At 56.3% G+C, this 23,556-nt stretch carries 22 protein-coding genes and 1 pseudogene; 6 read left to right on the top strand and 17 right to left on the bottom strand.

Features of this window, described 5'->3' with window-relative positions:
• Positions 1-93 precede the first annotated feature (93 nt).
• From AB3226_RS21585 to AB3226_RS21565, 5 genes are all read right to left on the bottom strand, one after another.
• The gene (locus AB3226_RS21585; protein ID WP_253551560.1) at positions 94-387 is read right to left on the bottom strand and encodes a YcgL domain-containing protein; all 294 of its coding nucleotides are present in this window, start codon (positions 385-387) and stop codon (positions 94-96) included.
• Positions 384-1,517 carry a ribonuclease D gene (gene rnd / locus AB3226_RS21580; protein ID WP_367374539.1) on the bottom strand — a complete coding sequence of 378 codons (1,134 nt, stop codon included), beginning with the start codon at positions 1,515-1,517 and terminating at the stop codon, positions 384-386. Before rnd ends, AB3226_RS21585 begins: the two co-directional genes overlap by 4 nt.
• 178 nt (positions 1,518-1,695) lie before the next feature.
• Positions 1,696-2,358, bottom strand: coding sequence for a class I SAM-dependent methyltransferase (locus tag AB3226_RS21575; RefSeq protein ID WP_367374538.1), 663 nt, complete (start codon positions 2,356-2,358; stop codon positions 1,696-1,698).
• Between the two features lie 73 nt (positions 2,359-2,431).
• A complete protein-coding gene (locus tag AB3226_RS21570) occupies positions 2,432-4,081 on the bottom strand; it encodes a phosphoethanolamine transferase (protein WP_367374537.1) in 1,650 nt (549 codons plus the stop codon).
• A 167-nt stretch (positions 4,082-4,248) separates the two neighbouring features.
• Entirely contained in the window at positions 4,249-5,631 is a 1,383-nt protein-coding gene (locus AB3226_RS21565) for a glutamine synthetase family protein (protein ID WP_367374536.1), read from the bottom strand.
• 477 nt (positions 5,632-6,108) lie between these two features.
• Here AB3226_RS21565 and AB3226_RS21560 point away from each other — a divergent pair, with 477 nt between their 5' ends.
• Together AB3226_RS21560 and AB3226_RS21555 are read left to right on the top strand one after the other, a co-directional pair.
• Positions 6,109-7,296: a cyanate transporter gene (locus AB3226_RS21560; protein WP_367374535.1), complete on the top strand. Its 1,188-nt coding sequence runs from the start codon at positions 6,109-6,111 to the stop codon at positions 7,294-7,296.
• 51 nt (positions 7,297-7,347) lie between these two features.
• A complete protein-coding gene (locus tag AB3226_RS21555) occupies positions 7,348-8,259 on the top strand; it encodes a DMT family transporter (RefSeq protein WP_367374534.1) in 912 nt (303 codons plus the stop codon).
• A 6-nt stretch (positions 8,260-8,265) separates the two neighbouring features.
• On the opposite strand, the gene AB3226_RS21550 is transcribed toward AB3226_RS21555, so the two are convergent.
• Genes AB3226_RS21550 through AB3226_RS21525 form a run of 6 tightly spaced genes read right to left on the bottom strand, consistent with a single transcriptional unit; the run spans position 8,266 to position 15,177 of the window.
• Positions 8,266-9,681 (bottom strand): amidase, encoded by a 1,416-nt coding sequence (locus AB3226_RS21550; protein ID WP_367374533.1) that lies wholly within the window; start codon positions 9,679-9,681, stop codon positions 8,266-8,268.
• 2 nt (positions 9,682-9,683) lie between these two features.
• A complete protein-coding gene (locus AB3226_RS21545; protein ID WP_367374532.1) occupies positions 9,684-11,024 on the bottom strand; it encodes an aspartate aminotransferase family protein in 1,341 nt (446 codons plus the stop codon).
• Positions 11,002-12,129: an aminotransferase class III-fold pyridoxal phosphate-dependent enzyme gene (locus AB3226_RS21540; RefSeq protein WP_367374531.1), complete on the bottom strand. Its 1,128-nt coding sequence runs from the start codon at positions 12,127-12,129 to the stop codon at positions 11,002-11,004. Before AB3226_RS21540 ends, AB3226_RS21545 begins: the two co-directional genes overlap by 23 nt.
• A gap of 9 nt (positions 12,130-12,138) precedes the next feature.
• Positions 12,139-13,020: a TauD/TfdA family dioxygenase gene (locus AB3226_RS21535; protein WP_367374530.1), complete on the bottom strand. Its 882-nt coding sequence runs from the start codon at positions 13,018-13,020 to the stop codon at positions 12,139-12,141.
• Positions 12,995-14,563 (bottom strand): AMP-binding protein, encoded by a 1,569-nt coding sequence (locus AB3226_RS21530; protein ID WP_367374529.1) that lies wholly within the window; start codon positions 14,561-14,563, stop codon positions 12,995-12,997. The genes AB3226_RS21535 and AB3226_RS21530 overlap by 26 nt, the downstream gene beginning before the upstream one ends.
• Positions 14,560-15,177 carry a thermostable hemolysin gene (locus AB3226_RS21525; RefSeq protein WP_367374528.1) on the bottom strand — a complete coding sequence of 206 codons (618 nt, stop codon included), beginning with the start codon at positions 15,175-15,177 and terminating at the stop codon, positions 14,560-14,562. The genes AB3226_RS21530 and AB3226_RS21525 overlap by 4 nt, the downstream gene beginning before the upstream one ends.
• A 172-nt stretch (positions 15,178-15,349) precedes the next feature.
• Between AB3226_RS21525 and AB3226_RS21520 the strand changes: the two genes are divergently transcribed.
• Together AB3226_RS21520 and AB3226_RS21515 are read left to right on the top strand one after the other, a co-directional pair.
• Complete coding sequence (locus AB3226_RS21520) at positions 15,350-16,285, top strand: LysR substrate-binding domain-containing protein (RefSeq protein WP_367374527.1); 936 nt, start codon at positions 15,350-15,352, stop codon at positions 16,283-16,285.
• 329 nt (positions 16,286-16,614) lie between these two features.
• Positions 16,615-17,529, top strand: coding sequence for a LysR family transcriptional regulator (locus AB3226_RS21515; RefSeq protein ID WP_367374526.1), 915 nt, complete (start codon positions 16,615-16,617; stop codon positions 17,527-17,529).
• A 17-nt stretch (positions 17,530-17,546) separates the two neighbouring features.
• Here AB3226_RS21515 and AB3226_RS21510 read toward each other — a convergent pair whose 3' ends face one another.
• The 3 genes from AB3226_RS21510 to AB3226_RS21500 form a co-directional block, all read right to left on the bottom strand.
• Positions 17,547-17,912, bottom strand: a complete 366-nt coding sequence (locus tag AB3226_RS21510; RefSeq protein ID WP_123721939.1) for a 5-carboxymethyl-2-hydroxymuconate Delta-isomerase — start codon at positions 17,910-17,912, stop codon at positions 17,547-17,549.
• Positions 17,913-17,972: 60 nt separating this feature from the next.
• Positions 17,973-18,899, bottom strand: coding sequence for a LysR family transcriptional regulator (locus tag AB3226_RS21505; protein ID WP_367374525.1), 927 nt, complete (start codon positions 18,897-18,899; stop codon positions 17,973-17,975).
• Positions 18,900-19,050: 151 nt separating this feature from the next.
• Positions 19,051-19,242: a YegP family protein gene (locus AB3226_RS21500; protein WP_367374524.1), complete on the bottom strand. Its 192-nt coding sequence runs from the start codon at positions 19,240-19,242 to the stop codon at positions 19,051-19,053.
• Positions 19,243-19,692: 450 nt separating this feature from the next.
• Between AB3226_RS21500 and AB3226_RS21495 the strand changes: the two genes are divergently transcribed.
• Both AB3226_RS21495 and AB3226_RS21490 read left to right on the top strand, forming a co-directional pair.
• Complete coding sequence (locus AB3226_RS21495) at positions 19,693-20,286, top strand: hypothetical protein (RefSeq protein ID WP_367374523.1); 594 nt, start codon at positions 19,693-19,695, stop codon at positions 20,284-20,286.
• 530 nt (positions 20,287-20,816) lie between these two features.
• Positions 20,817-21,284, top strand: a complete 468-nt coding sequence (locus AB3226_RS21490; RefSeq protein ID WP_367374522.1) for a hypothetical protein — start codon at positions 20,817-20,819, stop codon at positions 21,282-21,284.
• Between the two features lie 84 nt (positions 21,285-21,368).
• On the opposite strand, the pseudogene AB3226_RS21485 reads toward AB3226_RS21490, so the two are convergent.
• The 3 genes and pseudogenes from AB3226_RS21485 to AB3226_RS21475 form a co-directional block, all read right to left on the bottom strand.
• Positions 21,369-21,920 (bottom strand): annotated as a pseudogene (locus AB3226_RS21485) (IS66 family transposase); the annotation flags it as partial.
• Positions 21,921-22,066: 146 nt separating this feature from the next.
• Entirely contained in the window at positions 22,067-22,582 is a 516-nt protein-coding gene (locus tag AB3226_RS21480) for a hypothetical protein (protein ID WP_367374521.1), read from the bottom strand.
• A gap of 169 nt (positions 22,583-22,751) precedes the next feature.
• Positions 22,752-23,327, bottom strand: a complete 576-nt coding sequence (locus AB3226_RS21475) for a hypothetical protein (protein ID WP_367374520.1) — start codon at positions 23,325-23,327, stop codon at positions 22,752-22,754.
• Positions 23,328-23,556: the final 229 nt, after the last annotated feature.

The raw sequence follows: 23,556 nt of genomic DNA, 5'->3' as shown, positions 1-23,556 counted from the left end.
ACGGCCCCCGACGGAGTATCACTCCATCGCCCTGGCCATCGCCAAAATCATTCCAGTGTTTCATAAAGGCTCTGAACAGAGCCTGTCTGCCGATTACATCGGGTCGTTGCGTCGCAGCAGTTCTTCCGGCAGATGCTCGATATATTCATCTTCGGCCGGCGGCATTTGCAGGTGGTAGCCCTGCTTCTCGAGGTTTTCCAGCACGACGACGATGTCTTCACTGGCCAGTTTGCGCTCGGGCGACAGCACCAGATCGAAGGAATGTTTCGGCTTGCCGAAGGCCAGCTTCAGCGCTTCTGGCACACGTTCAAGCGCATCGCTTTTGAGCACATAAAGGTACATGCCGCTGCGCTTGGAGCTTTGGTAGATGGAGCAAATACGTTTCAAGGCTGTTCTCCGGCGGTGGCCAGGCTGTCGAGCAGCGCCTGGCCCATCAATTCGCGGCGCCAGCCACGCAGCGAATCAGGCAATTGGTAAGGACCATTGGGGAAGCCGCTTTTTAGCAGGGCTTCCAGAGTTTTCTTGCGCAGCATCAGCTCCGGCGCGATGTTCAGGCGTTCGGCTTCGGCCTGGCCTATGGCGCGCAGCTGTTTGACCAGCGCGGCGGCGTCCACCGGCAACGGCTCCGGCACCGCAGGTGGCCATTGATCAGGCGACACACTGCCAGAGCGCTTGATCAGATCAAGCAGAAATTCGCCGTCCTGACGCACGGTACGCGGGTGCATGTCTTCGATTTTCGCCAGCGCGCCGAGGTTGTCCGGTTGCGTGCGAGCCAACGGCCACAGGGAATGTTCACGGACGATGCGGTTGCGCGGCAGATCACGGGCACGGGCTTCGCGTTCACGCCAGGCGCAAAGTTCACGCAACACGGCGAGTTGGGCGCGGGACAGTTTCCAGGCCAGTTTGGCTTCGCGATAGACCTCATACGGGTCGACCTCGCGACGCAGATTGGCCACCAGCTCGGCACCGTCTTCCAAAACCCAGGCGTATTTTTCGTCAGAAAGCTTCGGACGCAGCTGTACGAAAACTTCCGCCAGGTGCAAGGCATCTTCGGCGGCGTAGCTGATCTGGGTGTCGGACAGCGGACGTTGCAGCCAGTCGGAACGGGTCTCGCCCTTGGGCAGGTCGATGCCGAGCACTTCCTGCACCAGCCGCGAATAGCCCATGGAGAAACCGAGGTTCAGGTAAGCGGCGGCCAATTGGGTGTCGAACAGCGGTGCCGGCAGACTGCCGGTCAGGCGCAACAGGACTTCGAGGTCTTCGCTGCACGCGTGGACGACTTTGACCACGGCCGGGTTTTCCAGCAACGCCGCCAATGGCTGCCAATTGTCGATGGTCAGCGGGTCAATCAGGTAAGCGCGTACGCCATCGCCGATCTGCAGCAGGCCTGCGATCGGGTAAAAGGTGTCGACCCGCATGAATTCGGTGTCGAGGGCAACGAATGGCAGCTGCTGCCACTCGGCACAAAACTGACCGAGGCTATCGTTGTCGCGAATCCAGTGAATATCGATGGCCACACGGCTCTCCCTTGAAGAATGGCGCGCAGTATATATCGCGCCCGGCGATTTCCGCGCATCCACTGAACAAGAGCTTTAGCGAAAATACCTGCTGGACTGCAAGAATAGTCTGACAGGAGGAGACCAGGGGGCGTTCTCAATTAGTTTCCCCGGTGTGGAAACTAATTGAGAACATCCCCTAGCCGCCCTTACGCAGCACGTAGACCCGCATCCGCGCGCACCCCGGCAGGAAGTCCTGATGGCTGAGCAAGTGGAAACCCGCCTGCCTGAACTCGGCCTCAAGCTCGGCCTTGCTCGCCTGTGGCTGGACCTCTGCGCGCCCCCCATCCGATCGGCGGAGCTTGAAACGCCCATCAATCCGCACCGCCACAATCACGGTATCGCGACTGACCCGGTGGAACTCGCCCAGCATGGCCAACCGATGCTCAGGACTGGTGATGTGTTGAAACAGTTGCATGCAAAAAATGCAATCAACCGCGTTCGCCGACAAACCGATAGTGAAGGCTGAACTCTGAAAGGTCTTGACCCGTTCCAGCAAGTGCTGCGGATGGTGGGTGCGGGCATGATCGAGCATGTCCTGAGACGGATCGGTCGCAAGAATCACCCGATTCGCATGCTCGGCCAGTATCGACCAGAAGCGCCCCGCACCGCAGGCTACATCAAGAATCAATCCCGGTTCGCCTGCGACCTGAAGCGCGTTACGCACCAGTTGCTCGTCGCGCCAGAACGTCAAACGCCCTGCCAGGCCACGCGGTCGCGACTGAAGGCAGACGCGAGCGTGTTCCTGATCGTAGCGCCGGGCGAACTCGAGTTCGATGGCGGATGGGGGCTGCGCGGACATGTGCAAGGGCTCTTGTTGGAATATCGACTGACGGCAGGTTAACGACTGGCGCGTGAAAAAAAGGTCGACGGACTCATTCTTTGGCCAGCACACCGTCGATCACCGCACCGCGACAACCGGCAAACATGTCCAGCCCCGGGTCGTAGACCTTGCTGTTGACCTCCAGCAGGCCAAGCATGGAATGGAACAGGTTGTCCTGGCTCAAGGGCTTTTCGCGACTCAGTTGCAGGCAATGGGTGTCCACCGAGAACGATTTTTGATAGCTGTCGGAGAACCACGCCAGCATCGCTACATGCTTCTGTTGTTCCGGCGCCAGCATGTAAGGCGTGCCATGAAGGAACAGGTTGTATTCGCCCAGCGATTCGCCATGGTCCGACAGATAAAGCATCGCGGTATCGACTTTGTCCTGATTACTGCGCAACAAATCGATCAAGGTCGACAGCACATGGTCGGTGTACACCAACGTGTTGTCGTAGCCATTGACGATACTTTCGCGGCTGCAATTGTTCAGTGCATTGCTTTCACACACCGGGGTGAAGTGTTCGTACTCTTTCGGGTAGCGCTTGAAGTATTCCGGACCGTGACTGCCCATTTGGTGCAGTACCAGCACGGTGTCTTTATCCAGCGTGTCGATAAAGTGCTGCAAACCTTGCAGGAGAATTTCATCGCGGCACTCGCTATTGGCACACAACGCCGGGTCTTTCAGGTTACTCACGTTGTCGACAGTGACTCGATCGCAAGTACCTTTGCAGCCTGACTGGTTATCCCGCCAGATCACCTCCAGACCCGCGTGTTTGAGCACGTCCAGCAGACCTTCCTCGTTCTTCGCCTTGCTGGCGTTGTAATCCTTGCGACCCATGTTGGAGAACATGCAGGGCACCGACACGGCCGTTTCCGTGCCGCAAGAATGCACATCGGTGAAGGCAATCAGGCCGGCCTCTTTATCCAGTTTGGGTGTGGTGTCGCGGCCATAACCCAGGATCCCGAAGTTCTCGGCCCGAGCACTTTCGCCCACCACCAGCACCGTCAGGGATTTACGGCCGTGGGTTTGCCAGATCGGGTTTTTCCGAGCGTCTTCACCGATGTTGATGAAGGGCTGCCGGGCAGAAACCACTTGCTCGCGCAGATAGCCGAGCGAGGCACCGATGTAGTTGCTTGGCACCACCATCAGGCGCAATTCATGGTGATTGCGAAACAATGACGACAGGCCCTGATAATTGACCAATGCGACACCGCCGATCACTGCAACCGATGCGACACTCACCAGCACTTTACTTAATAACTCACGGTGCCAACGACGATAATTAACCGGCGTTTTCCACAATAACCACGACGGTAAAACACCGAGCAGTACAATATAAACAAACAACTTCAACGAGAGTAGATCGCGCACTTCCGTGGCATTGGTTTCGGCAAAGTTACGCAACATACCCGCGTCGATCAGCACACCGTATTGGCTCATGAAGTAAGCCACGCCAGCACTGATCAAAAAGATCAGCGTCAACACGGGTTTCATCACAGGCCGGAATGCCAGCAAGGTCAGCACAATGTTGAAGATTGCCAGGATCATCGCCCCGAACGCGACACGCATGGCGATGCCTTGACCGTCTGTTGCGGTGATATCGAAGAGGTGTTGCCAGAGAACTGAATTGAACCCTGCCAATAAAAAGGTGCTGGCAATCAACGTCACCCACTCGGGGCGCACGGCTTTGAACTTCAACATGATGAACGGCTGTTCCTGAAAAGAAGTGCCCACGGCAAATGTGAAAATTTCATTTACCGCGACAACACAAATCTTAAGCAGACAACCATCAATTTTTCGTGAAAAAGAAGCCAACGATTAGTTGGCTCATGGCATTAGGCCAAAACTTTCGGCAGTGAAAACCAGTTTCACGCCTGATGCAGATACCAGCGCCAGTCCTGCTCACCAACTTCACCCATGAACTGCCGGTATTCGGCACGTTTCACCGCCAGATACACGCCAAGAAACTCACTGCCAAATGCTTCCCGCGCCCAGTTCGATGCCTCCAGCGCTCGCAACGTGGTCAACCAGTCGGTCGGTAACAATTCCGTGGCCTGGGCATACCCGTTACCTTCCACGGGAACCCCAGGGTCAAGCTGCTCGCGGATGCCGCGATGAATCCCGGCCAGGATCGCCGCAGCCGCCAGGTACGGGTTGGCGTCGGCACCACAGATGCGGTGCTCGATATGCCGGGAGAATGCCGGCCCGCCGGGCACCCGCAAACTCACGGTGCGGTTGTCCACGCCCCAGGTGGCCGCCAATGGTGCGTAGCTGTTGGTCTGGAAACGGCGGTACGAGTTGGCGTTCGGACAAAACAGCAGCAATGAATCGAGCAACGTGCCGAGCAGTCCGCCGACCGCTTGTTTAAGCAGCGGCGTGCCGTCTGGGGCAGCGCTGGCGAACAGGTTATTGCCCTCCTTGTCCGCCAGGCTGACGTGCATGTGCATGCCGGTGCCGGCCAGATCATCGAAAGGCTTGGCCATGAAACACGCCGCCATCCCATGCTTGTGGGCCACGCCCTTGACCAACCGTTTGTAGCGCACTGCTTCATCCATCGCCTGCAAAGCATCGGTGCGGTGTTCGAGGGTGATTTCCACCTGCCCCGGCGCGTATTCGGAGATCGCTGTGCGCGCCGGAATGCCTTGCAGCTTGCAGGCGCTGTAAAGGTCGGCCAGAAACGACTCAATCTGCTCTAGTTCCCGCAAGCCATAAACCTGTGTGGCGCGTGGCCGCCCGCCATCGACATCGCGTGCAGGCTGCGGCCGACCGTTGCTGTCGCGCTGCTGATCCAGCAAATAGAACTCCAGCTCCGCCGCCATCACCGGGTAATAACCGTCGGCCTGCAAGCCTTCGATGACCTTGGCCAGCAGGTGCCGTGGGTCGGCGATGGTCGCGGGCATGCCTTCTTTTGGATGCATGCTGACCTGCACCGCCGCCGTGGGAATCAATCGCCACGGCATGCGCTGCAAACTGCCGCTAATCGGGTAGGCCCGGCAATCGATATCACCGACGTCCCAGACCAGCCCGGAATTTTCGACGTCATCGCCATTGATGGTCAGGCCCAGAATGGTACTCGGCAGCGGTCGCCCGCTCTCGTACACCGCCAGCAGTTCATCGCGATGCAGCAGCTTGCCCCGTGGCACACCGTTGTTGTCGAGGATGAACAGCTCGAACATCTCGATATCCGGATTGTGTTCCAGAAAGGACTGGGCTTCTTCTTTCGTGGCGAAGGATGTCGTGGCACAGCTCATGGGAATTCTCGTCTATCCGCGTCAGGCAAACGCACAGGCGCCGCCGGTTTGATCCCGGCGCACAGCGCGGGACCTGTCAGAACAATCAGCGGGAGATGCAGGAATCCGGCGGGCGGGCGTGGCGGCAATGCCACAGTGCCCAGAAGGCCAGTTCAGAAGGGAGTACAGACAGGCTCGGCACGCTGGCAGGCCTGTATAGGTGACATGGCTGAAGGCTTGAAGTGGCACCCGATGCCCCCTCATGTTTGATTCCGATCAGCCAGATGTCCATGGAAAAGACCGCGGTAAACAGATGCAAAGCAGCGTCACACGGGCAGATAAGCCGTTAAATCCAGACTTGATGAACCTTGGTTACAGACTGGCTAAACATTCCTCCCGGCAACCAACCTAATTTCTCGATAGCGCCAGCGACTTTTCAGTTTGCCCCTGCTGGCTTGGAGCGGCCTAATCAAAGTCTTGTAAATTTGGGGCTCCGTCATGGAAAACGTTCGTACTTCAAGCTCCTATGCCGGATGGCTGATGGTCAGCGTGGTATTGGTGGCACTGAACCTGAGGCCATCGATGGCCGCTGTCGGGCCATTGCTGTCGGCCATTCGCGGCGACGTTCCATTAAGTTTCAGTACCGCCTCGCTGCTGACCATGCTGCCCGTCATGGCGATGGGCCTGGCGATGTTCCTGGGAATGCGCATCGCACAACGGGTTGGCGAACACCGCACCATCATCCTGTCCTTGTTGATCATCGGTGTGGCCACGGTCTCGCGGCTGTATCTGGACAGCACCCTTGAGCTGATCCTCAGCGCGGTACTGGCCGGGCTGGGGATCGCCCTCATCCAGGCGGTGATGCCGGCGTTGATCAAGTCACGCTTCAGCGACAACGTTTCGCTGTTCATGGGTTTGTATGTCACCTCGATCATGGGCGGAGCGGCGATTGCGGCATCGTTCTCGCCTTTCGTCCTGGCGCAAACCGGTAGTTGGCGGATGGGCCTGGCAATCTGGGCACTCCTGACGCTGGTGGCCTTGGCGTTCTGGCTTGCCCAGCGCTCGGCAATCGCGCCATTGCCGGCGGCGCCGATGGGGCGCCAGGAGTCCTTCGTCGGTAACTCACGGGCCTGGTTGCTGGCGATTTTCTTCGGTTTGGGCACGGCCTCCTACACCTGTGTACTGGCCTGGCTAGCTCCGTATTACGTGGAAAAAGGCTGGAGCGAACAGAATGCCGGTTTATTGCTGGGGTTTCTCACGGCCATGGAAGTCGTGTCCGGGCTGATAACACCCGCGATTGCCAACCGCAGCCAGGACAAGCGTCTGGTACTGGTCGTTCTGCTGGCCTTGATCATGGCCGGCTTCTGCGGCCTGATCCTCAGCCCGGAACGCTTTAGCCTGCTATGGCCGTGCCTGCTGGGCCTGGGCATTGGCGGTCTGTTCCCGATGAGCCTGATCGTGTCCCTTGATCACCTGGATAACCCGCGTCGTGCCGGCGGCCTGACGGCCTTCGTACAAGGCATCGGTTACCTGATCGCGGGCCTCTCGCCGCTGATTGCCGGGATGATTCGCGACCAATTGGGTAGCTTCGAATGGGCCTGGTGGTCACTCACAGCGGTGATGGCGGTGATGATTGTAATGGTGCTGCGCTTCAACCCAAGGCAATACGCGCAGCATATCCAATAGTCTGTTTTCCTACATGTCCGGTTTACCGCTCAAACGCAGGGTAAGGAACTCATGAAACAAGTCGGTTTTGCAGAAGCTCACTGGGGCATGCTGATCTGGGCGATGCTGATCGCATCGTCTTTCTTTGCAGCGGCAGAGGTCAGCCAATCGATAGATCCAATCCTGTTGACCGGGCTGCGTTTGTTGTTTTCAGCCTTGATGTTCTTGCCACTGCTGTTATTGAAAAACACCTCACCGATCTCGGCCAGAGGCTTGCTGGCGCATGCAGTTCTTGGGCTGCTGCTGGCAACGTATTTTGGTTCGCTGTTTGAAGCGCTGCGCCATACCACCGCGGTCAATACCGCGACGCTGTATACGCTGGTGCCGCTGATGACGTTATTTTTCGAGGTGTTCCTGCTGCGGAGCCCAAGCCTGAAGAGCCGCTTGTTACCGATGTCGATTGCAGCGATCGGTGCCCTGCTGCTGATTTTCAAAGGGACGGCTCCAGGCGAACTGCCTGCACTGTACCCGGTACTGGTCTTCGGCGTCGGCTGCCTGGCGATGGCGCTTTATTCGCCTCTGAGCCAGCGATTCAAGGTCAAGACCTTGAAGGGGCGCGACCCGGTGGCGATGACCTTCTGGAACATGCTGTTCGGCTCACTGTTTTTGTTAGTGTTCTGTCTGTTTAACGGCGGTTGGCGCAGCGGCGCGCAGTTGTCGGCGAGCGATATGTTCTGGCTGGTATACCTGGCGCTGTTTGGCACCCTCGCGACATTCTGGCTGCTGCATCGGGCAATCGGGGTGATTTCACCGTCTACGGTGGTTTCCTACGTCTACCTGAACACCTTGTTTGTCACATTGTTTCACTGGTTCTGGCTCAGACAGCAACCGGTGCTGATAGAACTCACCGGTGCCGTGCTGGTGGGTGTCGGCATTCTGGCATTGGTGATCACCAGCCGTAACGCCAGAACCGTTACGGCTTGAGATCCGTCAGAGAGTGACTGCGTCCAATGGGGCCACCGGACTCCAGCGCTCCAGTTCGCGCTCAAGGAAACTGGCCACGGCCAGCAGCCGCTCTTCCTGCCAGTGCGGGCCGACTATCTGGATGCCGATCGGCATCCCGCTGACTGGATCATGCCCCGCGCGAATGACCACCGCCGGTGAACCGGAGAGGCTGAACGGAAACACAAAGGCATAGCGATCACGATCCTGCAAAGACTCGCCATGAGCAAATGCCACGTCCGGGAATACCGGACAAATGAACAGGTCATGCTGATTGAAGAACTTCGCCAGGTGATAGCGAAACGTATCAATCAGAATCCAGTCGCGCTTCAATTCATCCACGCTCAATTCGACCTCTTCGCTCAAGCGAATCAACGCTGCGGTGGCGGGCGCATAGGTCTGTTTGTCCATGGACTGGAACAGACGCTTCCAGCCACGCCCGGCATCCGCGCCCGTGATGAAAACCCGCCATAGCACATCGCAAGCCTCGTCGAGCATCTGCGGAGCCGTCGGTGTAACCTGCGCCACCACACTGCTCAGGCAACTCTCGACCCGTTGCAGAACCTGCTGCACCGCCGGGCTCACTTGGGTTCTGGTGGATTCCCAAGACAGTGCGACACGCAATTGGGCCAAGGGCTTACTCTCGGCGAAAGGCACATCGACGGTGTCTGGATCGTGGCCGTCAGCGCCGCTGATCAGTTGCCCGAGTAACGCCAGATCGTCGACATAACGCCCCATCACGCCAAACGCCGACGTCAGATGAAACAACCCGGAGCGATCACTGGGAAACTGGCCGGTCAACGGCACACGCCCCTGGGTCAGCTTCATGCCGCAGATACCATTGAAATGCGCAGGAATGCGCACGCTGCCGCAAGCATCCGAGGCCAGCCCGGCCGGCGAGCAACCGGCCGCGATGGCCGCCGCTTCACCGCCACTGCTACCGCCAGCGGAGCGCTGCCCGTCATAGGGATTGAGCGTGCGGCCATACAACAGGTTGTTGGTATCAAACGCCATGCACAACTCGGGAACATTGGTGATCCCGAGGATGATCGCACCCGCCTGCCGAAGCCTTGCGACGACCGTGGCATCCTCCTGACTGGCCTCGCCCAGCAATTCCTTCAGGCCTCGCGACATCCGGAAGCCGCGCACATGGCAGACGTCCTTGATGGTCATGGGGATCCCGTGTAAGAGGCCGCGAATCTTTCCGGTGCGGGCCATCTCATCGGCCTCCCGGGCCTGTCGACGCAGTTCGTCGACAGACTCCAGTTGAATCAGGGCATTGATCTGCCGATTGCGCTCGGCAATACGCTGCAGGTAGAACTCCAGCAAGTCGACACTGGTCAGCACACCACGGCGCAGCAACCCGGCCATTTCGCGCAGGGTCAACGTGTCGGGATTGAACATACTCAGGGCTTTCCTTTGCTGCGCAGTAGCTTGTTGGGGATGTGGTACATGTTTCTGACCACCAGAGAAAACGCCTTGACCGCCAACTTCGGACGCCGGGCGATCGCCTCAAGGGCTTCCTCGGTCATCGTCAGGACATGCCGAAGCGCTTCGGGCGTGATGTTCAGCGGCGGGTAAAACCGCAGAACCGGGTGCGCGGCTTTTTCATTCATGGAATGCCCGGCATGCACGCCACGCTTGCCCAACTCCATGCTCATCAGTGCTTCGTAGACCGAACCGCGCAAACGCAAGCCGGTCATCAAGCCCACACCGGGCACATCCTCGACAATCTGCGGATAACGCTGAGCCAGCCGTTGCAGGCCATGGCGCAGCAAACCGCCATTGATCCGTGATTGCTCGACCAGGTTGTGCTGCTCGATGTAATCGATAGCGGCCAGCGCCGAGGCGCACGCCACCGGATGCCCGCCATTGGTCCGCTGGTCAGGCTCGATCTCGCTCAGCGGGTATTGCGTGGTCAGTCGCTGGCTGTACATCGCGCAGGCAAACGAGGTGTAGCCGCCTGTCAGGCCTTTGGAGAGGATCATGATGTCCGGCACGATGTCGTCATACTGCACGGCGAACCACTTGCCACAGCGGCCGAAACCGGTCTGGATTTCGTCGGCCACCAGCAAGGTGTCAGTGGCATCGCACAGGGCGCGGATATTCGCCATGTAACCCACGGGCGGAACCTGTAAGTGGGCGCCCCCCAGAATCGGCTCGACATACACCGCACGCACACCTTCGCCAACCGCTCTCTGCAAGGCAGCGAAATCACCGTACGGCACATAAGTCACTTCCGAGGCCGCGGTGCCATAGCTGCGATGGTGCTGTTTTTGCCCGAGAATGCTCATCGCCGCCATCGTCTTGCCGTGATAGGAATCGCTCATTATCACGATTCCGCGCCGGTGCTGCTGCACCTTGAGCACATAACGCATGCTCTGTTCGATGGCTTCGGCACCCGAGACCATGAATTGCACGTCCCCCCAATCACCCGGCACCAGACTCCGAAGACGCTCGGACAATGCGCCTTGCAGCGGATGCACCCGACCTTCCGGAACCCAGGCCATCTGGTTCAACTGGGTCTGTACCTGCTCACGCACCATCGCATTGCGATGACCGACGATAAACACCCCATAGCTGCATGCACAGTCGATAAAGCGCTTGCCGGCATGGTCGGTGACATAGATGCCATCGGCTTCCTTTTCGACGCTGGTTTTACCCAAGCGATAGAGCTTGGCCGCCGAGGCACTCCAATGCCGCTGGCAATCATCCAGCAGTTGTTCATGCGATAGGGTTAAAGACATGGCTCAAAATCTCCTTGATGATCCGGGATGCGCGCTGGATGTGTTCGGCTCGTGCGGTGATCGGGCAACGCAGAATCAACTCGCGGCCACGGGGTGCACTGACATAGACGCCACGCTGATAAAGCTCCTCGCACAATTCGGCGGGTTTAAGGTCGTCTGGCAGCGGCAGGCTGACCCAGGCACCGCAGGCGACAGCGCCGAATGAGGCGAGCGCTTGCGCCAGAATCTGGCCATTACTGAGGCACTGCCTGGGGAGGTCATGTGCCTGCACATAATCCAGTGCCGCCATGGCGGCCACACAAGCCATCGGGTTGCCGGCGGTGGTACTGCCATGTTTCGCCGGGCTGCTGCGTCCATAGACCTGATACGCCATCTGTTCGCTGCAGGTATAGGTGCCGATAGGAATCGCGCTGCCGCCCAGTGGGCCGCCCAACACCACAATGTCCGGGGTATTGCGATAACGCTGGAAACCAAACAGCGTGCCCAGGCTCCCCAGACAACTTTGCACATCAACCGCGATGACCGGCACCGACGCATTGGCCGCCGCGACATACAAGTGATCGAGTAGCACCTGCTCTATCAGGCGCAAGCGACCGTCTCCATCAATCACGGTGCTGGTGTGGCAAACCGCGAAGCAATCGTTCCAGTTCACTTTATCCAGGTCGCGGACATGCCTGATCGCCACGAGCTCGAAGCCCAGGAAACGCTGCATTTCCAGATAGCCTTGCGGCGTGCTGAGGCAACGTCCATAACTCAGCGAGCCATAGTCGCCGCCCTGGACAACGACAATGGTTTTACCCTTGGGCTTGAGGCCTTTGCACAGCTTCAAGGCGCCTTCGAATGCTTCATCGCCGGAGCTGCACACATAAGAGCTGACCAGCGGCTGCGGTAGCAACTCGGCCAAGCGACGGCACAAAGCGATCAGTGGGTCGGACATCAGCACCCGATTGGACAGCCCCATGCTTTGCGCCTGAAGGCTGACCGCCTCGATCACCGCTGGCACCTGAAAGCCAAACCCGCCGGCCAGATCGATTATCTGGCGACCGTCACCGTCGATATACGTCTCGTACTGACCAGAAATGATCTGTTTGTTATGGGTCTTCATAAATAGGTCTCAGCGGTAGCTCAGGGCATTGAAGATACGGCGGCGCTCGTCAACGATGGCCTCACGACCATGCATGACCCGACGGTTGTCGATCATCACCATGTCATGGTCACGCCAGCCGACGGGGTAGGTGTATTGCGCGGAAACCTCGGCGATTTCGTGCAGGAACTCGCCGGGAATGGGCTGCCCGGACGACGTATCGATCACCGGCACTTCATAGTTGAAGGACGGCCCGAGAATGCTGTTGGCAAACGCTGGGCGCTGGCTGAATTCGGAGACCAGAATCGCCGGGGTACTGAAGGCGTAATGAATCGAATCATCAAACGCATTGAAGGAGATCTGTGTCTGCGGATCGTCGCCGATGATCTGCATCAGATCTTCGATCCCGACCGCCGCCGGGTCCGAGAGCGCAGGCGAATAGTGGCAAACCAGCCGGCGCCATTTGTCGCCGGCAACGGTGCGGCTGTAGCGAATCGGGTTGTTCTCGAAAAATGTACGGCAGGCGGGTGACAGCTTCGCCAGTACTTTCTCACCGTCGCACAAGGTGGTTTGCGAGCCTGTGCGCGGTGCTTCCTGGCAATAGAACCAGGTGATGTCCGGCCAGAACGGCGAGTTACCATTCTCGCAATGCAGACCGATCGCCTGGCGGCCCGCATCCACCAGCTGCGCGGCTCCACCGACCATGACCCGAGCCGGGTCGAGGCTCAGCCGCGAGCTGTTCTGCTTCACATAGGCGCTGAAATCCTCGGCATTGTGGATGCAGTTACGTAACACGACGACACCGTAATGCCCCAGCAAGTCGTACAGCTCGGCCTTGCCCAGGCTTGCGAAATGGCGCGGTTCAATAATGGATACGTCGGGGTTTTCACAGTGATAGGCAGGTGTGTTCATCAGATGCATTCCCTTGCAGATTGGCGAAAACAGTAGCGATATCGGCGCGTTTGGGACGGCCGGTGACGGTATAGAGTTGTTCGAGCAATGGATCGTCCTTGGTCAACAACCACAGGCGGCTCGGTCGCTCGATATCGGAAAAGCGCCGGGCTGACCAACTGGCCAGCTCATCGCGATCCGGTGCCGACTCAACACACAACAATGCCACCAGACCATGAGCCTCATCGAAAAACACAGCGGCATCGCGCACACCGGGATATTCGCGGTACTCCAACTCGACCTGCTCCGGGCTGACGTTGCGGCCATTGGGCAGGCAGATCACATTTTTCTTGCGACCGCGAACATAGAGAAAGCCATCAGCATCCAGCTCCCCCAGATCCCCGGTGTCCATCCAGCCATCGTCGGACATCGAACAGGCGCTCGGGTCTTTGCCCGAGTAGCCGCTGAACAACGAACTGCTCTTGACCTCAATGGTCTGGTCAGCGCCGATGCGCACCTGAACATGCGGCAACGGCCTGCCCACACTGCCCAGACGTTGGTGCTGCACGGTATTCATACTGACGACCGAGGCGTTCTCGGAGAGCCCGTAACCCTGGAACACCGGGATACCGTCCTCGGCGAGGGCATGCAGGATATCGATGCTGACGGCCGCGCCGCCGCAAGTGATATGCACCCCCGAATGCAGGTAACGAGACAGGCGCTCACCCTGCGCTCCACCTTCGGTCAAGAGTTCGTGAAAGCGATTGAGCATCACCGGTGGTACCGTCAAGGCCGTCGGTTCGACCCGCAGAATCCATTCGATCAAACGCTGCGGTGACGTTCCCGGCTCCCCCAGCAGCGCCTCGCCTTCAGGCAGAAAATGTACGATCCCACCGGCCAGCAGCGGTAAATACGCGGCAGTCACTTGCTCCAGCAGCAGGCTCAATGGCACCAGTGACAGGTAGCTGCGATGGGCATCGACCGGCATCCACTGGCGCAGTGAAGCCAACACCGCCCCCACCGCCGCCGTGCTCAGGCGCACGCCCTTGGGTCGGCTGGTAGTCCCAGAGGTATGAATGATTTTGCAGATCCAGGCGCTATCGCCGTCCGGCTCTCGCAACAACGGCTGCTCCAGGGCAGGTTCGCCGATACGTCTGAGGCGGCTGTCGGGAAAGTCCAGCATCCACCGTTCAGCCAGCGTCCGCTCGCCCGCGGCATCCACCAGAAATCCGTCACAACGCTCGGCAAGGTGCTCGGCCTGGGACTGACTGAATGCCAGCGGCAAAGGCAGTGCGGTAATTCCGGCAAACAGGCAAGCCAGATCGGCAATCAGCCAGTCACTGCTGTTACGCGTCGCAATTCCCAGTACAACGTGGTCGCCGTGAGCCGCCGTGGAGAAACGTCGCTGCAGTTCTGCCGCCAGATTCAGCGCCCGGGACTCCAGCTCACCATAGGTCATGACAGCGGCGTGTTCCAGGCCGCTCGGAGCACAATCGATAGCACAGACCTTCTGGCGATTGACCTGCAACGCAAGCCGCAAATCGGCAATGAAACGACCGCTCATGACTGCGCCCTCGCCGGCAAATTGCTCGGCAACTGAGTGAACAAAGTACCGAGGGTCATAGCGGCGAATCGCGAACGTTTCGGGTCCACACGGATAAAACCGGTGACGGGTAATTTCGAGTAGTAGGTACCCCAGTTCTTGCCACCATCGTCGGCCAGACGCTGAGGGTCCGCCGTGAGTAGTGGTTCGAAATCGATCTGGCAGCTTTCCATCATTTTCCGGACCCGGGGTGTAACGGTGCAGAGCAAATATTGAGCCCCCATGCACCAGGACAACAGCGGAACCATGTTGACCATGATCATTCCGGCCGTCAGATGATGAGAAATCAAACTGCCTATCTCAGCAATAACTGACCGATCAATCATCTTTTCAAAACGCTGGGACAGAATCGTTTCTATCGGTTGCGACAGGTATTGCTCCGAGAACAGTGTGCGGTCATCCGCAAAAGTTATACCGGCGCAAGAAAGAATCCGTTCCTCACTGTCCTGGGTGACCGCAAAATACTGCGGGCTCGGTTCTACGGATGCCTTATAAGAGCTGCGAAACTTTTCTTTCACAACTTCAGTCGCCTGCATCCATAACGGCGTTTGACTTTCCGTGACGCGTACCAACACTTCGCCCTCCTATCCCTGCTCAGGGTTCTCTGTAAGTGAAATGAGAATATATGAGGAAATTTCCGACAGACTATTTAAAAAACCAATTGCTTCCACTAATATATAAATAAACAACCCTGTCACAAAACACGACGTAAAGTGACACACATGGATTTTCACCGAGAAGGATTTTATGCTTAATAGCAATCTGCTAAGAAAACTGGATATGCAGGATCTTATGGTTTTCGTGGCTGTGTATGAACAAAGAAGCGTCACCGAGGTCTCCGAAACCCTTTGCGTCAGCCAGTCCACGGTGAGTTACTGCCTGAAAAAGCTGCGCACGAGTTTCGACGACGAGCTCTTCATCAATACCCGCAATGGCATGTGGCCAACACACAAGGCCGCCACGATGTACAGCCATGTTCTCAAAATCCTGAAATCCATAAACATATGCCATTCCGGATTCCACTCATTCGACCCAGCGCAAAAAGAGATCACCTTTAACATTTGCGCCCCTGAATATTTTGAACTTCTGATACTGCCAAACTTATTAAAACGTTTTATCGGCAGTAGCTTTCCGGTCATTGTAAACATCCAGAAATTCCACAGAGATATTCCTAATGAAGAACTTATGGATGGCCGCTTCGATCTGGTTATTTGTTTCGGCCCCAACTTTCATCACGGCGCTAAAAACCTGAAATCACAAGTACTGCTGGAAGATGACCTGGTCTGCGTCGTCGATAAAAACTTCGCGCCTCCAGAGGGCGAGTTCAGCCTGGACACCTTTGTCGCACGCCAGCATATCTTCCCGACACCATGGACTTCAGACACCAATATGGTGGATGGCTGGCTCAGCAAATGGGACTACACCCGCCAAATTGTGGCACGGGCCAATAGTTACGTTGCGGCACTCAACATGATCCCCGGGACCGATTTCGTTCTCACTCTGCCTCGGCGCATCCAGATGCTGATCAGTAATGAAGCCAGATTCAGCCACTGCAAACCGCCGACGGGTTTACCGAACTTCACGCTGGACATGTTATGGAGCGAGAAACCAGGTCAAGACAGCGCCAATAACTGGTTTCGCGAACAAATTGTCAGCGTGTGTGCACAAGACGGCTTTCTGTAATAAGAATTACTAACATATAGCTTTACTGGACCCGACCGCAGCCAAGTGTCCGGGTGTAACTTCAGCGCTTGGGTGGTGGGTATTCAGTGCCTGGCAGCTGATACCGATCACTTTCAAGCCGTGCGCGCTGATCCAGAAAATCCCGGAAAGCCCCTCCGGGCCAGAACTCGCTGGGCGATTGAGTGCTCAGGTCGTGTTACCTACACGTTGTGTCCCACATCTGACAATGAAGCTTCCTACAAGGCATTCTCCTGGCACTATCGTTCCGTTATCCTTTTATGGATAGATCTCGTTCAAAACAGAACAGGGAGTTCATCGAGATGGGGCAGATGCTTAACAGCAATTTACTTAGAAAGCTCGATATGCAGGACCTCATGGTGTTCGTCGCCGTGTATGAACAAAGCAGCGTCACCGCCGTCTCCGAAACCCTCGGGGTCAGCCAGTCCACCGTCAGCTATTCGCTGAAAAAGCTGCGCACCGGCTTCGAAGATGATTTGTTCATCAACACCCGATCAGGAATGCGTCCAACCTACAAAGCCACCACCATACACGAGCATGTGCTGAAGATTCTGGAAGGCATCAACTTCTGCCATTCCGGAGCTCAAGCCTTTGATCCGACTCTAAAAGCAGTCACCTTCAACATTTGCGTATCGGAATACTTCGAACTGCTGGTATTGCCGCGGCTGTTGAGGAACTTCGACTTCGCCAACCTGCCAGTGATCGTCAATGTGCAAAAACTCGATACCGCCCTGCCCGTCGATGAACTGCGCGAGGGCAGCCTCGATCTGGTGATCTGCTTCGGTTCCGATTCTCAACACAGCCACACTGGCTTCAAATCCCGCAGGCTGGTTGAAGACGAGCTGGTTTACGTCTTCGATAAACGCGCAACACCGCCGCAATTGCGCCCAAGTTTGCGATCGTTCATGGAACATCGTCACGTGCTCCCTCCGCACAGGACTTTCGACACCCATAGAGTCGATCACAAACGACAGCTTATCGAGCGATCCAACAGCTACAGAGCAGCCCTCAAGATGATCACCGGCACCGACCTCATCCTGACGCTACCGCGGCGCATTCAAACGCTGCTGGCCAATGAGGCGGTATTCAGTCATTGCGAAGCACCGAATGGCTTGCCAGCACTTACTCTCGACATGCAATGGAGCGAAGCCAGCGATCAGAACAGCGCCAATACCTGGCTTCGCGAGCAAGTGATCAAAGCCTGTGGGGAACAAGGTTTGCTCTGAATCCGAAACCTGGCCTGTCAGAGGCCAATGGCAGTCTTGGTGTAGGACTCACGATCAATATCCAGAATTTCCGCACACAACTGCACTTCTACGTTGGCCGGCCATTCGCACAAGTCCTGCAACACTGCCAACAGGCTTTGCGACAACTGCTTCTTGATCTCCGCCGAACGCCCGCTCAACAGTGCCAGCTTGATATGCACAAAAGCCCGCTCGCCCAGTGCGGTGCCAACCTTGAAGCTTTCGACCTTCACTGCACGACTTTTGATATCGAACTCGGCCGCAAACTGACCGGAAGCCATCAACGCATTGTTGAGTCGCATTAACGCCACGTCGGCATTCAGTTCGGGCAAGTTGGCGGTGTATTCCATGTGCAGGTGAGGCATAGAGGGGCTCCTGAAGATTGGCAGAAAGGTTGTACATATAACACAGCGCCGCTGCCCTACTCACTGGGACAGCGGAAGAATCGGACGCTCACTCATGAACGCCTCCAGTCTCGAGCGCAGCCAGCGTTCGGCCGGATCGTTATCGACATGACTGAGCCAGACCATGGAAAGGTCCAGAGTTGGCGTCTTGAACGGAAACGGCTCCTTGAACAACTGACCGGACGCGGCCATCGCTTCGGCCGTGTAATCGGGCAGGCTGGCGATCAGATCGGTGCCGGCGAGCAAGGCTGGCAACGAGCTGTATTGCGGGACAGACAACACTACCTGGCGCGTACGACCGATCTCTGCCAGCCACTCATCGGCATAGCCACTGACATTGGCGGTGTGAGATACCAACACATGCGGCCGCGAACAATATTCATCGAGGGTCAGCGGTGTATCTGATGCATCTGCACGCAAAATACTGGGCTGGATGTGTCGCAGCAATTTGCGCTTGGCGTTGGCCGGCAGGCCGCGGGTCTGGCTGATACCAACGGTGATATCACCAGAGGCCAGCAGGTCAGGAATGCGCCAGTAGTCGACATGCTGGACCACGAACACCACCTTCGGCGCTTCCTGGCGCAAAGCCCGCAGCAGCGGCGGCAACAGGCCGAACTCGACATCGTCCGACAGCCCGATGCGAAAAGTCATGGTACTGCTGAGTGGATCGAAATCGTGGGTCAGGCTCAAGGCCACCGACAGCGAATCCAGCGCCGGTGACAAGTGCTGAATAATTTCCTCGGCCCGCGCCGTCGGCTCCATACGGTGGCCAACCCGAATAAACAGCGGATCATTGAACATCGTCCGCAAACGATTCAACGCCGCACTGATGGTCGGCTGACCGAGGAACAGCTTCTCCGCCACCCGCGTGACGTTGCGTTCGAGCATCAACGTCTCGAACACCACCATCAGGTTGATGTCGGCCTTGCGCAGTTCGTTGCGATTCATCCCTTGCACCCCGGTCCCCAAGACTTGGGGGACAGTTTAGGGAGGTGTCGTAATCGGCGTCTATGCAGGCTGGCAAATGACCTGATCGATAAAAACAGGGAGCCCGAAAAAACGAAGCTGCTCCGACTGAGCAGCTTCACCGCCCTGGAGCTTATATCTCCTTGACCGGGGTCTGATCATGAGTCCCTTTGATCAAACTGATGGCGTGCACGCAATCAGACTTGTTGAGGTAAGCCTCCCCACTGGCAATCGTTTCATGATTCCCCGCCCGCAAACGCCAGCGCCATTGGCCCTTGCCAGTTTGTGCGATACCACGGGTTTGCCTGTAAATCTCAAAATACATTGATCGCTCCTTGCGACTGCTGATTACGACAGATCAGTGATCTGCGAAACCAGAGTAGATGAGGAATTTCTGAGGCAATGGCTTTCAATGTGAGGGGATATTTCGAAGAAAAAACCTTTATTCGCGGGACGATCAATAGATACGGGGGGCGGTAATTAAAGAGACTCGTCGGAGTCAGTTTTCCCGTGAATATGCATATTTTTCTTACGCTGCTATGCCGATACATCCGACACTGGAAGCAAGCGTGGGCTTGGGCGAGCGCGCTGTGTAGTACATGAAAACGGGCGACTATAAGGTCGCCCGATTCACGCTCCAATAGAGACAGTGCCGCTAATACCCTCCGTGGAAGGATCCCGGATTGACTCGCATCGCCCCAGCCATTGGTTCTCTGGATATACTGGGCCTGCTTCACAAGCCCAAATATCCACCCACATTCAGTTCATGGATCGAATGAAAAAACATCTCACTCTTCCGTTAGCAATGACTCTCGCTTTTGTAATGACCGGTTGTGGCAGCCGCCAAGTGAGTGTTCAACCCTCCTCCAAGCCGGTGGCCCCACTGGCATCGGATGAGCATCATGCAAGCCTTACCTTCCGCACCCTCGGCGGCGCAGGTGATCATCCGGTCAGCTATTCCCTGGGGGCTGCCGACGCGAGTGAGTACGCCATGTCTTCCGCTGGCGAGCCTGTCTACGATGCAAATTACTTCCAGCGCATACCGGGTTACCTGAAGAAAATAGCAGGTGGCACAGACAGTATTGATAAGTTGGTAGAGGCCGAAAAAACCCTGAAAGTGAATGCGGCGGTGAAAAGGCAGATAGCCACCCTCAACGGTATTCCCATGCATTCATTGTTCGGCTACTCCATAACGCCACAGCCAGCCCCACTGCTATTCACACCGAAACCGCATAAGAACTACCTCGTTGAAACGGTGATCGCGGATAACTACATCATGAAGGTTTATGAGATTTCCACGACGGGTGAGCGCCAAGAGGTGAGTGTGACTGTTGGTGCTGATGGAGACCTGACCCAACCTGCCGATTGAAATCTAACTCAGAGAGAAAGGGTACATAGGACAAACGGGGGTAGGCCATATTTTATCGAAGAGGCAATGCCACTTACTCAAAAAAACCTGGTCTGCCCCCGCCTCTCATTTTTGTAAAGGAGTAGTGTGATGTTTCCACGATATTTCCGCTGGATTTCGGTATTGGGTGCTCTCGCAGCCCTAGCAGTGTTCATATTTTTCGGCCTTCGAGTGTTTACCAGTCAGGCGCCAGCTACGGATCTAATCCGACCAGTAATTGCGGTTATCGTATTTGCTTGGGCTTTCACTCAATCGACCAAACCCTAACTGGGCTTGATCTCGCCGCCAGATGAAAGAGGAATAGATTTGAACGGCACTTAGTTAGTGAAGTCAGTTCAGGCCTGGGCAGACAGCTCACGCAGTGCTCGCCCTGATAACCACCCCGGATTGGCCGAGTGCTCCCCCGGGGTATTGTGTCAGGCTATGCCGTTTTCACCCGTAGCTCCTAGTTTCGCTAGGGGCTTTTTCATGCTCAGGACGAGTCATTCAAGATGTTGATGAAGCTGGCGCCGAAGAAGCGGCGCAACCCGCGTAATTTCTATCTGGGTATCGCTGCGGTGGTACTGATTGCCGGGATTGGACGCTATTTCGCGCTCAAGGCCGAGCAGGAGAAGGTGGCCCAACAGGCGCTGCTGGTCGAGCGCCTCGCCCAGTTGAACGCGACCCTGCCAAAGCAACTGGATGCAATTACCACCCTTGAGTACGTCGGTTTGACGTACGGTGACACGATCTTCTACCGCTACAGGATCGACTTAGCAGCGAGCAGCCTCTCCGAGGAACGCAAGGTCAGCATGGAGGCGAGAATACGCCGTGATCTGGAGCAACTGGCCTGCAAGGAACCGCAGTTGCTGGCGATGATGCGCAGGTTCAAGTTTCACCAGGAGCATTACTACCTGGCCAGGAACAGCACACTCTTTTCCATTGAGCTTCACCCTGAACAGTTGAGCTGCCCAGGATGATGCAGATAAGGTGGGCGCCGTCGCTCGTTCATCGCCTCAGGCCATTCCCTAGACCGCAAGCGTCCAGCCAATCGTCTCGCATGACTAGGCCGGCATCCACTTATGCGGCAGCAGTTGATCAATCTCACTTGCCTGCTGTGTCGGCAGACGAGTCAAAACGTCCTTGATGTAAGCATACGGATCAAGCCCATTCATACGCGCCGACTGGATCAAGCTCATGATCGCAGCGGCCCGTTTGCCACTGCGCAGCGATCCAGCAAATAACCAGTTCGAGCGTCTAAGTGCCCATGGTCGGATCTGGTTTTCGACTGGATTGTTGTCGATGGGCACAGCTCCATCTTCTAGGTAGCGCGTCAGCGCTACCCAGCGTTTAAGGGTGTAATCTAAGGCTTTGGCCGTCGCTGATCCGTTGGGAACAAGATCGCACTGGGTCAACATCCAATCGTGCAGGGCTTTCACTAACGGCGCCGCTTTTTCTTGCCGTATCCGCAAGCGATCCTCATCACTCATGTCCCGCGCTTGGCGTTCAACTTTGGACAAACCGCCAATCGAGTGCAGCGCCTGTTCTGCCAACTGACTTTTATTCGCCACGTGCTGATCGAAAAACTTGCGCCGGGCGTGGGTCATGCAGCCGACTTAAAAAAGACTAAAAAAGGGGACAGATTTATTTAAGAACTGAGCAAACAAATAAATCTGTCCCCCTTTTCACTTCACCTATTAAATCCCCCCTTTCTCGACTTGTCCCTTTATCCACTATTTTTAGGTTCGGCAGGCTGTTGCGTCTATGCCGGTGCGCTGTAAGAAACATCTGCCGAGTCGCGCCAAACTCCATTCGCAAAGCTCACTGGCCGCTGTGGGTAACAAACCAGCAGCCCTTCGACGAACTGACAAAAAGACAAGTCAAGTCGCGTTATCCAACGCATATTGTCGATTTCCAACAGTCGCCAGTTGTCTCCGCTGTCGAAACCGAAAGCAGTCCCGGTGCTATCCCAGCCGAACAGCCACACCTCTCCCTTCGCGCCCGGCTCATAGGGCCCGTCTTTATAAATCCCATCATCACCGAAGTAGTCTGCCGCAGCAGGACGCAACATCGGTAGCATCGTCAAAAGCGGCAGCGCGCAGTCGTCCTCCTTGATTTCACCGTGCCCCCGCTCCTGCATAAAAGCAAAGTACTCCTCGGGAGCCGCCGGCCACCGACGCCGCATCGTACTCACTTCCCCTGAAGAAACAGGAGTCAGCCGCCCCAATAGCGCGCATCCCAGTGCATTAAAGGTTTCTAAATTTTCGTACATGTTCATGGTAGCCTCGGGGGTGCTGCGGAAACGCTGTGTAGTTGGACTTGATGGGGCATGGACGTCGCCTTGGTGAGCACTTCCACCCGGAACCGGATGCAAATTTCACCACTGGTTAGATCCCCTTTTTTCCCATATCGGTGGCTCTAGTTTCTTTTGGACCACCGGACTAGAATCAATTTATTGCCAAATCACTTATCATTTTCATCCAGCAATCATAAGTTTCTCGGAGCCGACTACCGACTCTAGAGCCGTCAGCGATACCCCAAGCAAACGCATTGGCGACCCTCACAGGATTGGTTGGAATAATACTTGGACCGGCTACTACAGGCTGCCCGTAATCAGCAAGTTTTTTACTGCCCTTTAATTGCATCCAACTTAGTGACGGGTGATTTCTAATTGCGACCTCTCCATAGTACATACCAACTTTTACTGCCAAAGTTTTTTCCTCATCGGCCAAGTCCCTGGCGTCAAGACTTATCTGACCTACTGTCGAGCATGTTACTCCCTCTGAACTCAAATCTCTTTTTTGAATTTTCGTTGCAAACCACTCACCCAGTACATCCAACGATTCCGGCGAGAAGTCTGCGTTCCAGCTTTCAAATCCGCGGGTCTGCCAAACAGCCTGAATCAACTCATCCAAACAGTAAGGCAGGTTTAATACAAATCCGCCATAAAAATCACGCAGCTCTTTTTTAGTCATCGACGCAAAAGCTGTGGTGACCGGGGTATAAGTTGTTGTGAAACTCATAGTTAATGCACCTCTACCTTAATACCTGCGTAGGAAAGTGTCTTTAGCAACGCGGGCGCCGGGCCAACACGACCTGTAACAGGACTCATTAGAAAAACGAAAAAACGGGGACAGACAACGTTTTCCATAATAAATCGCATAAAAAACGTGATCTGCCCCCACCTACCTTTAAGAATGGACACCCAAAGAAAGTTAAATAAGTGCCATTCGAATCCGTCCCCTTCTCTCG

This window comes from Pseudomonas lini (assembly GCF_964063345.1).
GTDB lineage: Bacteria > Pseudomonadota > Gammaproteobacteria > Pseudomonadales > Pseudomonadaceae > Aquipseudomonas > Aquipseudomonas lini_B.
The sequence above is the reverse complement of the archived record's forward strand: the minus strand, read 5'-3'. Positions and strand labels throughout refer to the sequence as shown.

Coding starts and splice junctions, on each gene's coding strand:
- AB3226_RS21560 (WP_367374535.1), top strand. CDS start 6,109: ATGGAAAACGTTCGTACTTCAAGCTCCTATGCCGGATGGCTGATGGTC.
- AB3226_RS21515 (WP_367374526.1), top strand. CDS start 16,615: ATGCTTAACAGCAATTTACTTAGAAAGCTCGATATGCAGGACCTCATG.
- AB3226_RS21540 (WP_367374531.1), bottom strand. CDS start 12,129: ATGAAGACCCATAACAAACAGATCATTTCTGGTCAGTACGAGACGTAT.
- AB3226_RS21505 (WP_367374525.1), bottom strand. CDS start 18,899: ATGAATCGCAACGAACTGCGCAAGGCCGACATCAACCTGATGGTGGTG.
- AB3226_RS21545 (WP_367374532.1), bottom strand. CDS start 11,024: ATGTCTTTAACCCTATCGCATGAACAACTGCTGGATGATTGCCAGCGG.
- AB3226_RS21500 (WP_367374524.1), bottom strand. CDS start 19,242: ATGTATTTTGAGATTTACAGGCAAACCCGTGGTATCGCACAAACTGGC.
- AB3226_RS21530 (WP_367374529.1), bottom strand. CDS start 14,563: ATGAGCGGTCGTTTCATTGCCGATTTGCGGCTTGCGTTGCAGGTCAAT.
- AB3226_RS21535 (WP_367374530.1), bottom strand. CDS start 13,020: ATGAACACACCTGCCTATCACTGTGAAAACCCCGACGTATCCATTATT.
- AB3226_RS21495 (WP_367374523.1), top strand. CDS start 19,693: ATGAAAAAACATCTCACTCTTCCGTTAGCAATGACTCTCGCTTTTGTA.
- AB3226_RS21510 (WP_123721939.1), bottom strand. CDS start 17,912: ATGCCTCACCTGCACATGGAATACACCGCCAACTTGCCCGAACTGAAT.
- AB3226_RS21555 (WP_367374534.1), top strand. CDS start 7,348: ATGAAACAAGTCGGTTTTGCAGAAGCTCACTGGGGCATGCTGATCTGG.
- AB3226_RS21565 (WP_367374536.1), bottom strand. CDS start 5,631: ATGAGCTGTGCCACGACATCCTTCGCCACGAAAGAAGAAGCCCAGTCC.
- AB3226_RS21570 (WP_367374537.1), bottom strand. CDS start 4,081: ATGTTGAAGTTCAAAGCCGTGCGCCCCGAGTGGGTGACGTTGATTGCC.
- AB3226_RS21480 (WP_367374521.1), bottom strand. CDS start 22,582: ATGAACATGTACGAAAATTTAGAAACCTTTAATGCACTGGGATGCGCG.
- AB3226_RS21475 (WP_367374520.1), bottom strand. CDS start 23,327: ATGAGTTTCACAACAACTTATACCCCGGTCACCACAGCTTTTGCGTCG.
- AB3226_RS21550 (WP_367374533.1), bottom strand. CDS start 9,681: ATGTTCAATCCCGACACGTTGACCCTGCGCGAAATGGCCGGGTTGCTG.
- AB3226_RS21520 (WP_367374527.1), top strand. CDS start 15,350: ATGCTTAATAGCAATCTGCTAAGAAAACTGGATATGCAGGATCTTATG.
- AB3226_RS21490 (WP_367374522.1), top strand. CDS start 20,817: ATGTTGATGAAGCTGGCGCCGAAGAAGCGGCGCAACCCGCGTAATTTC.
- AB3226_RS21575 (WP_367374538.1), bottom strand. CDS start 2,358: ATGTCCGCGCAGCCCCCATCCGCCATCGAACTCGAGTTCGCCCGGCGC.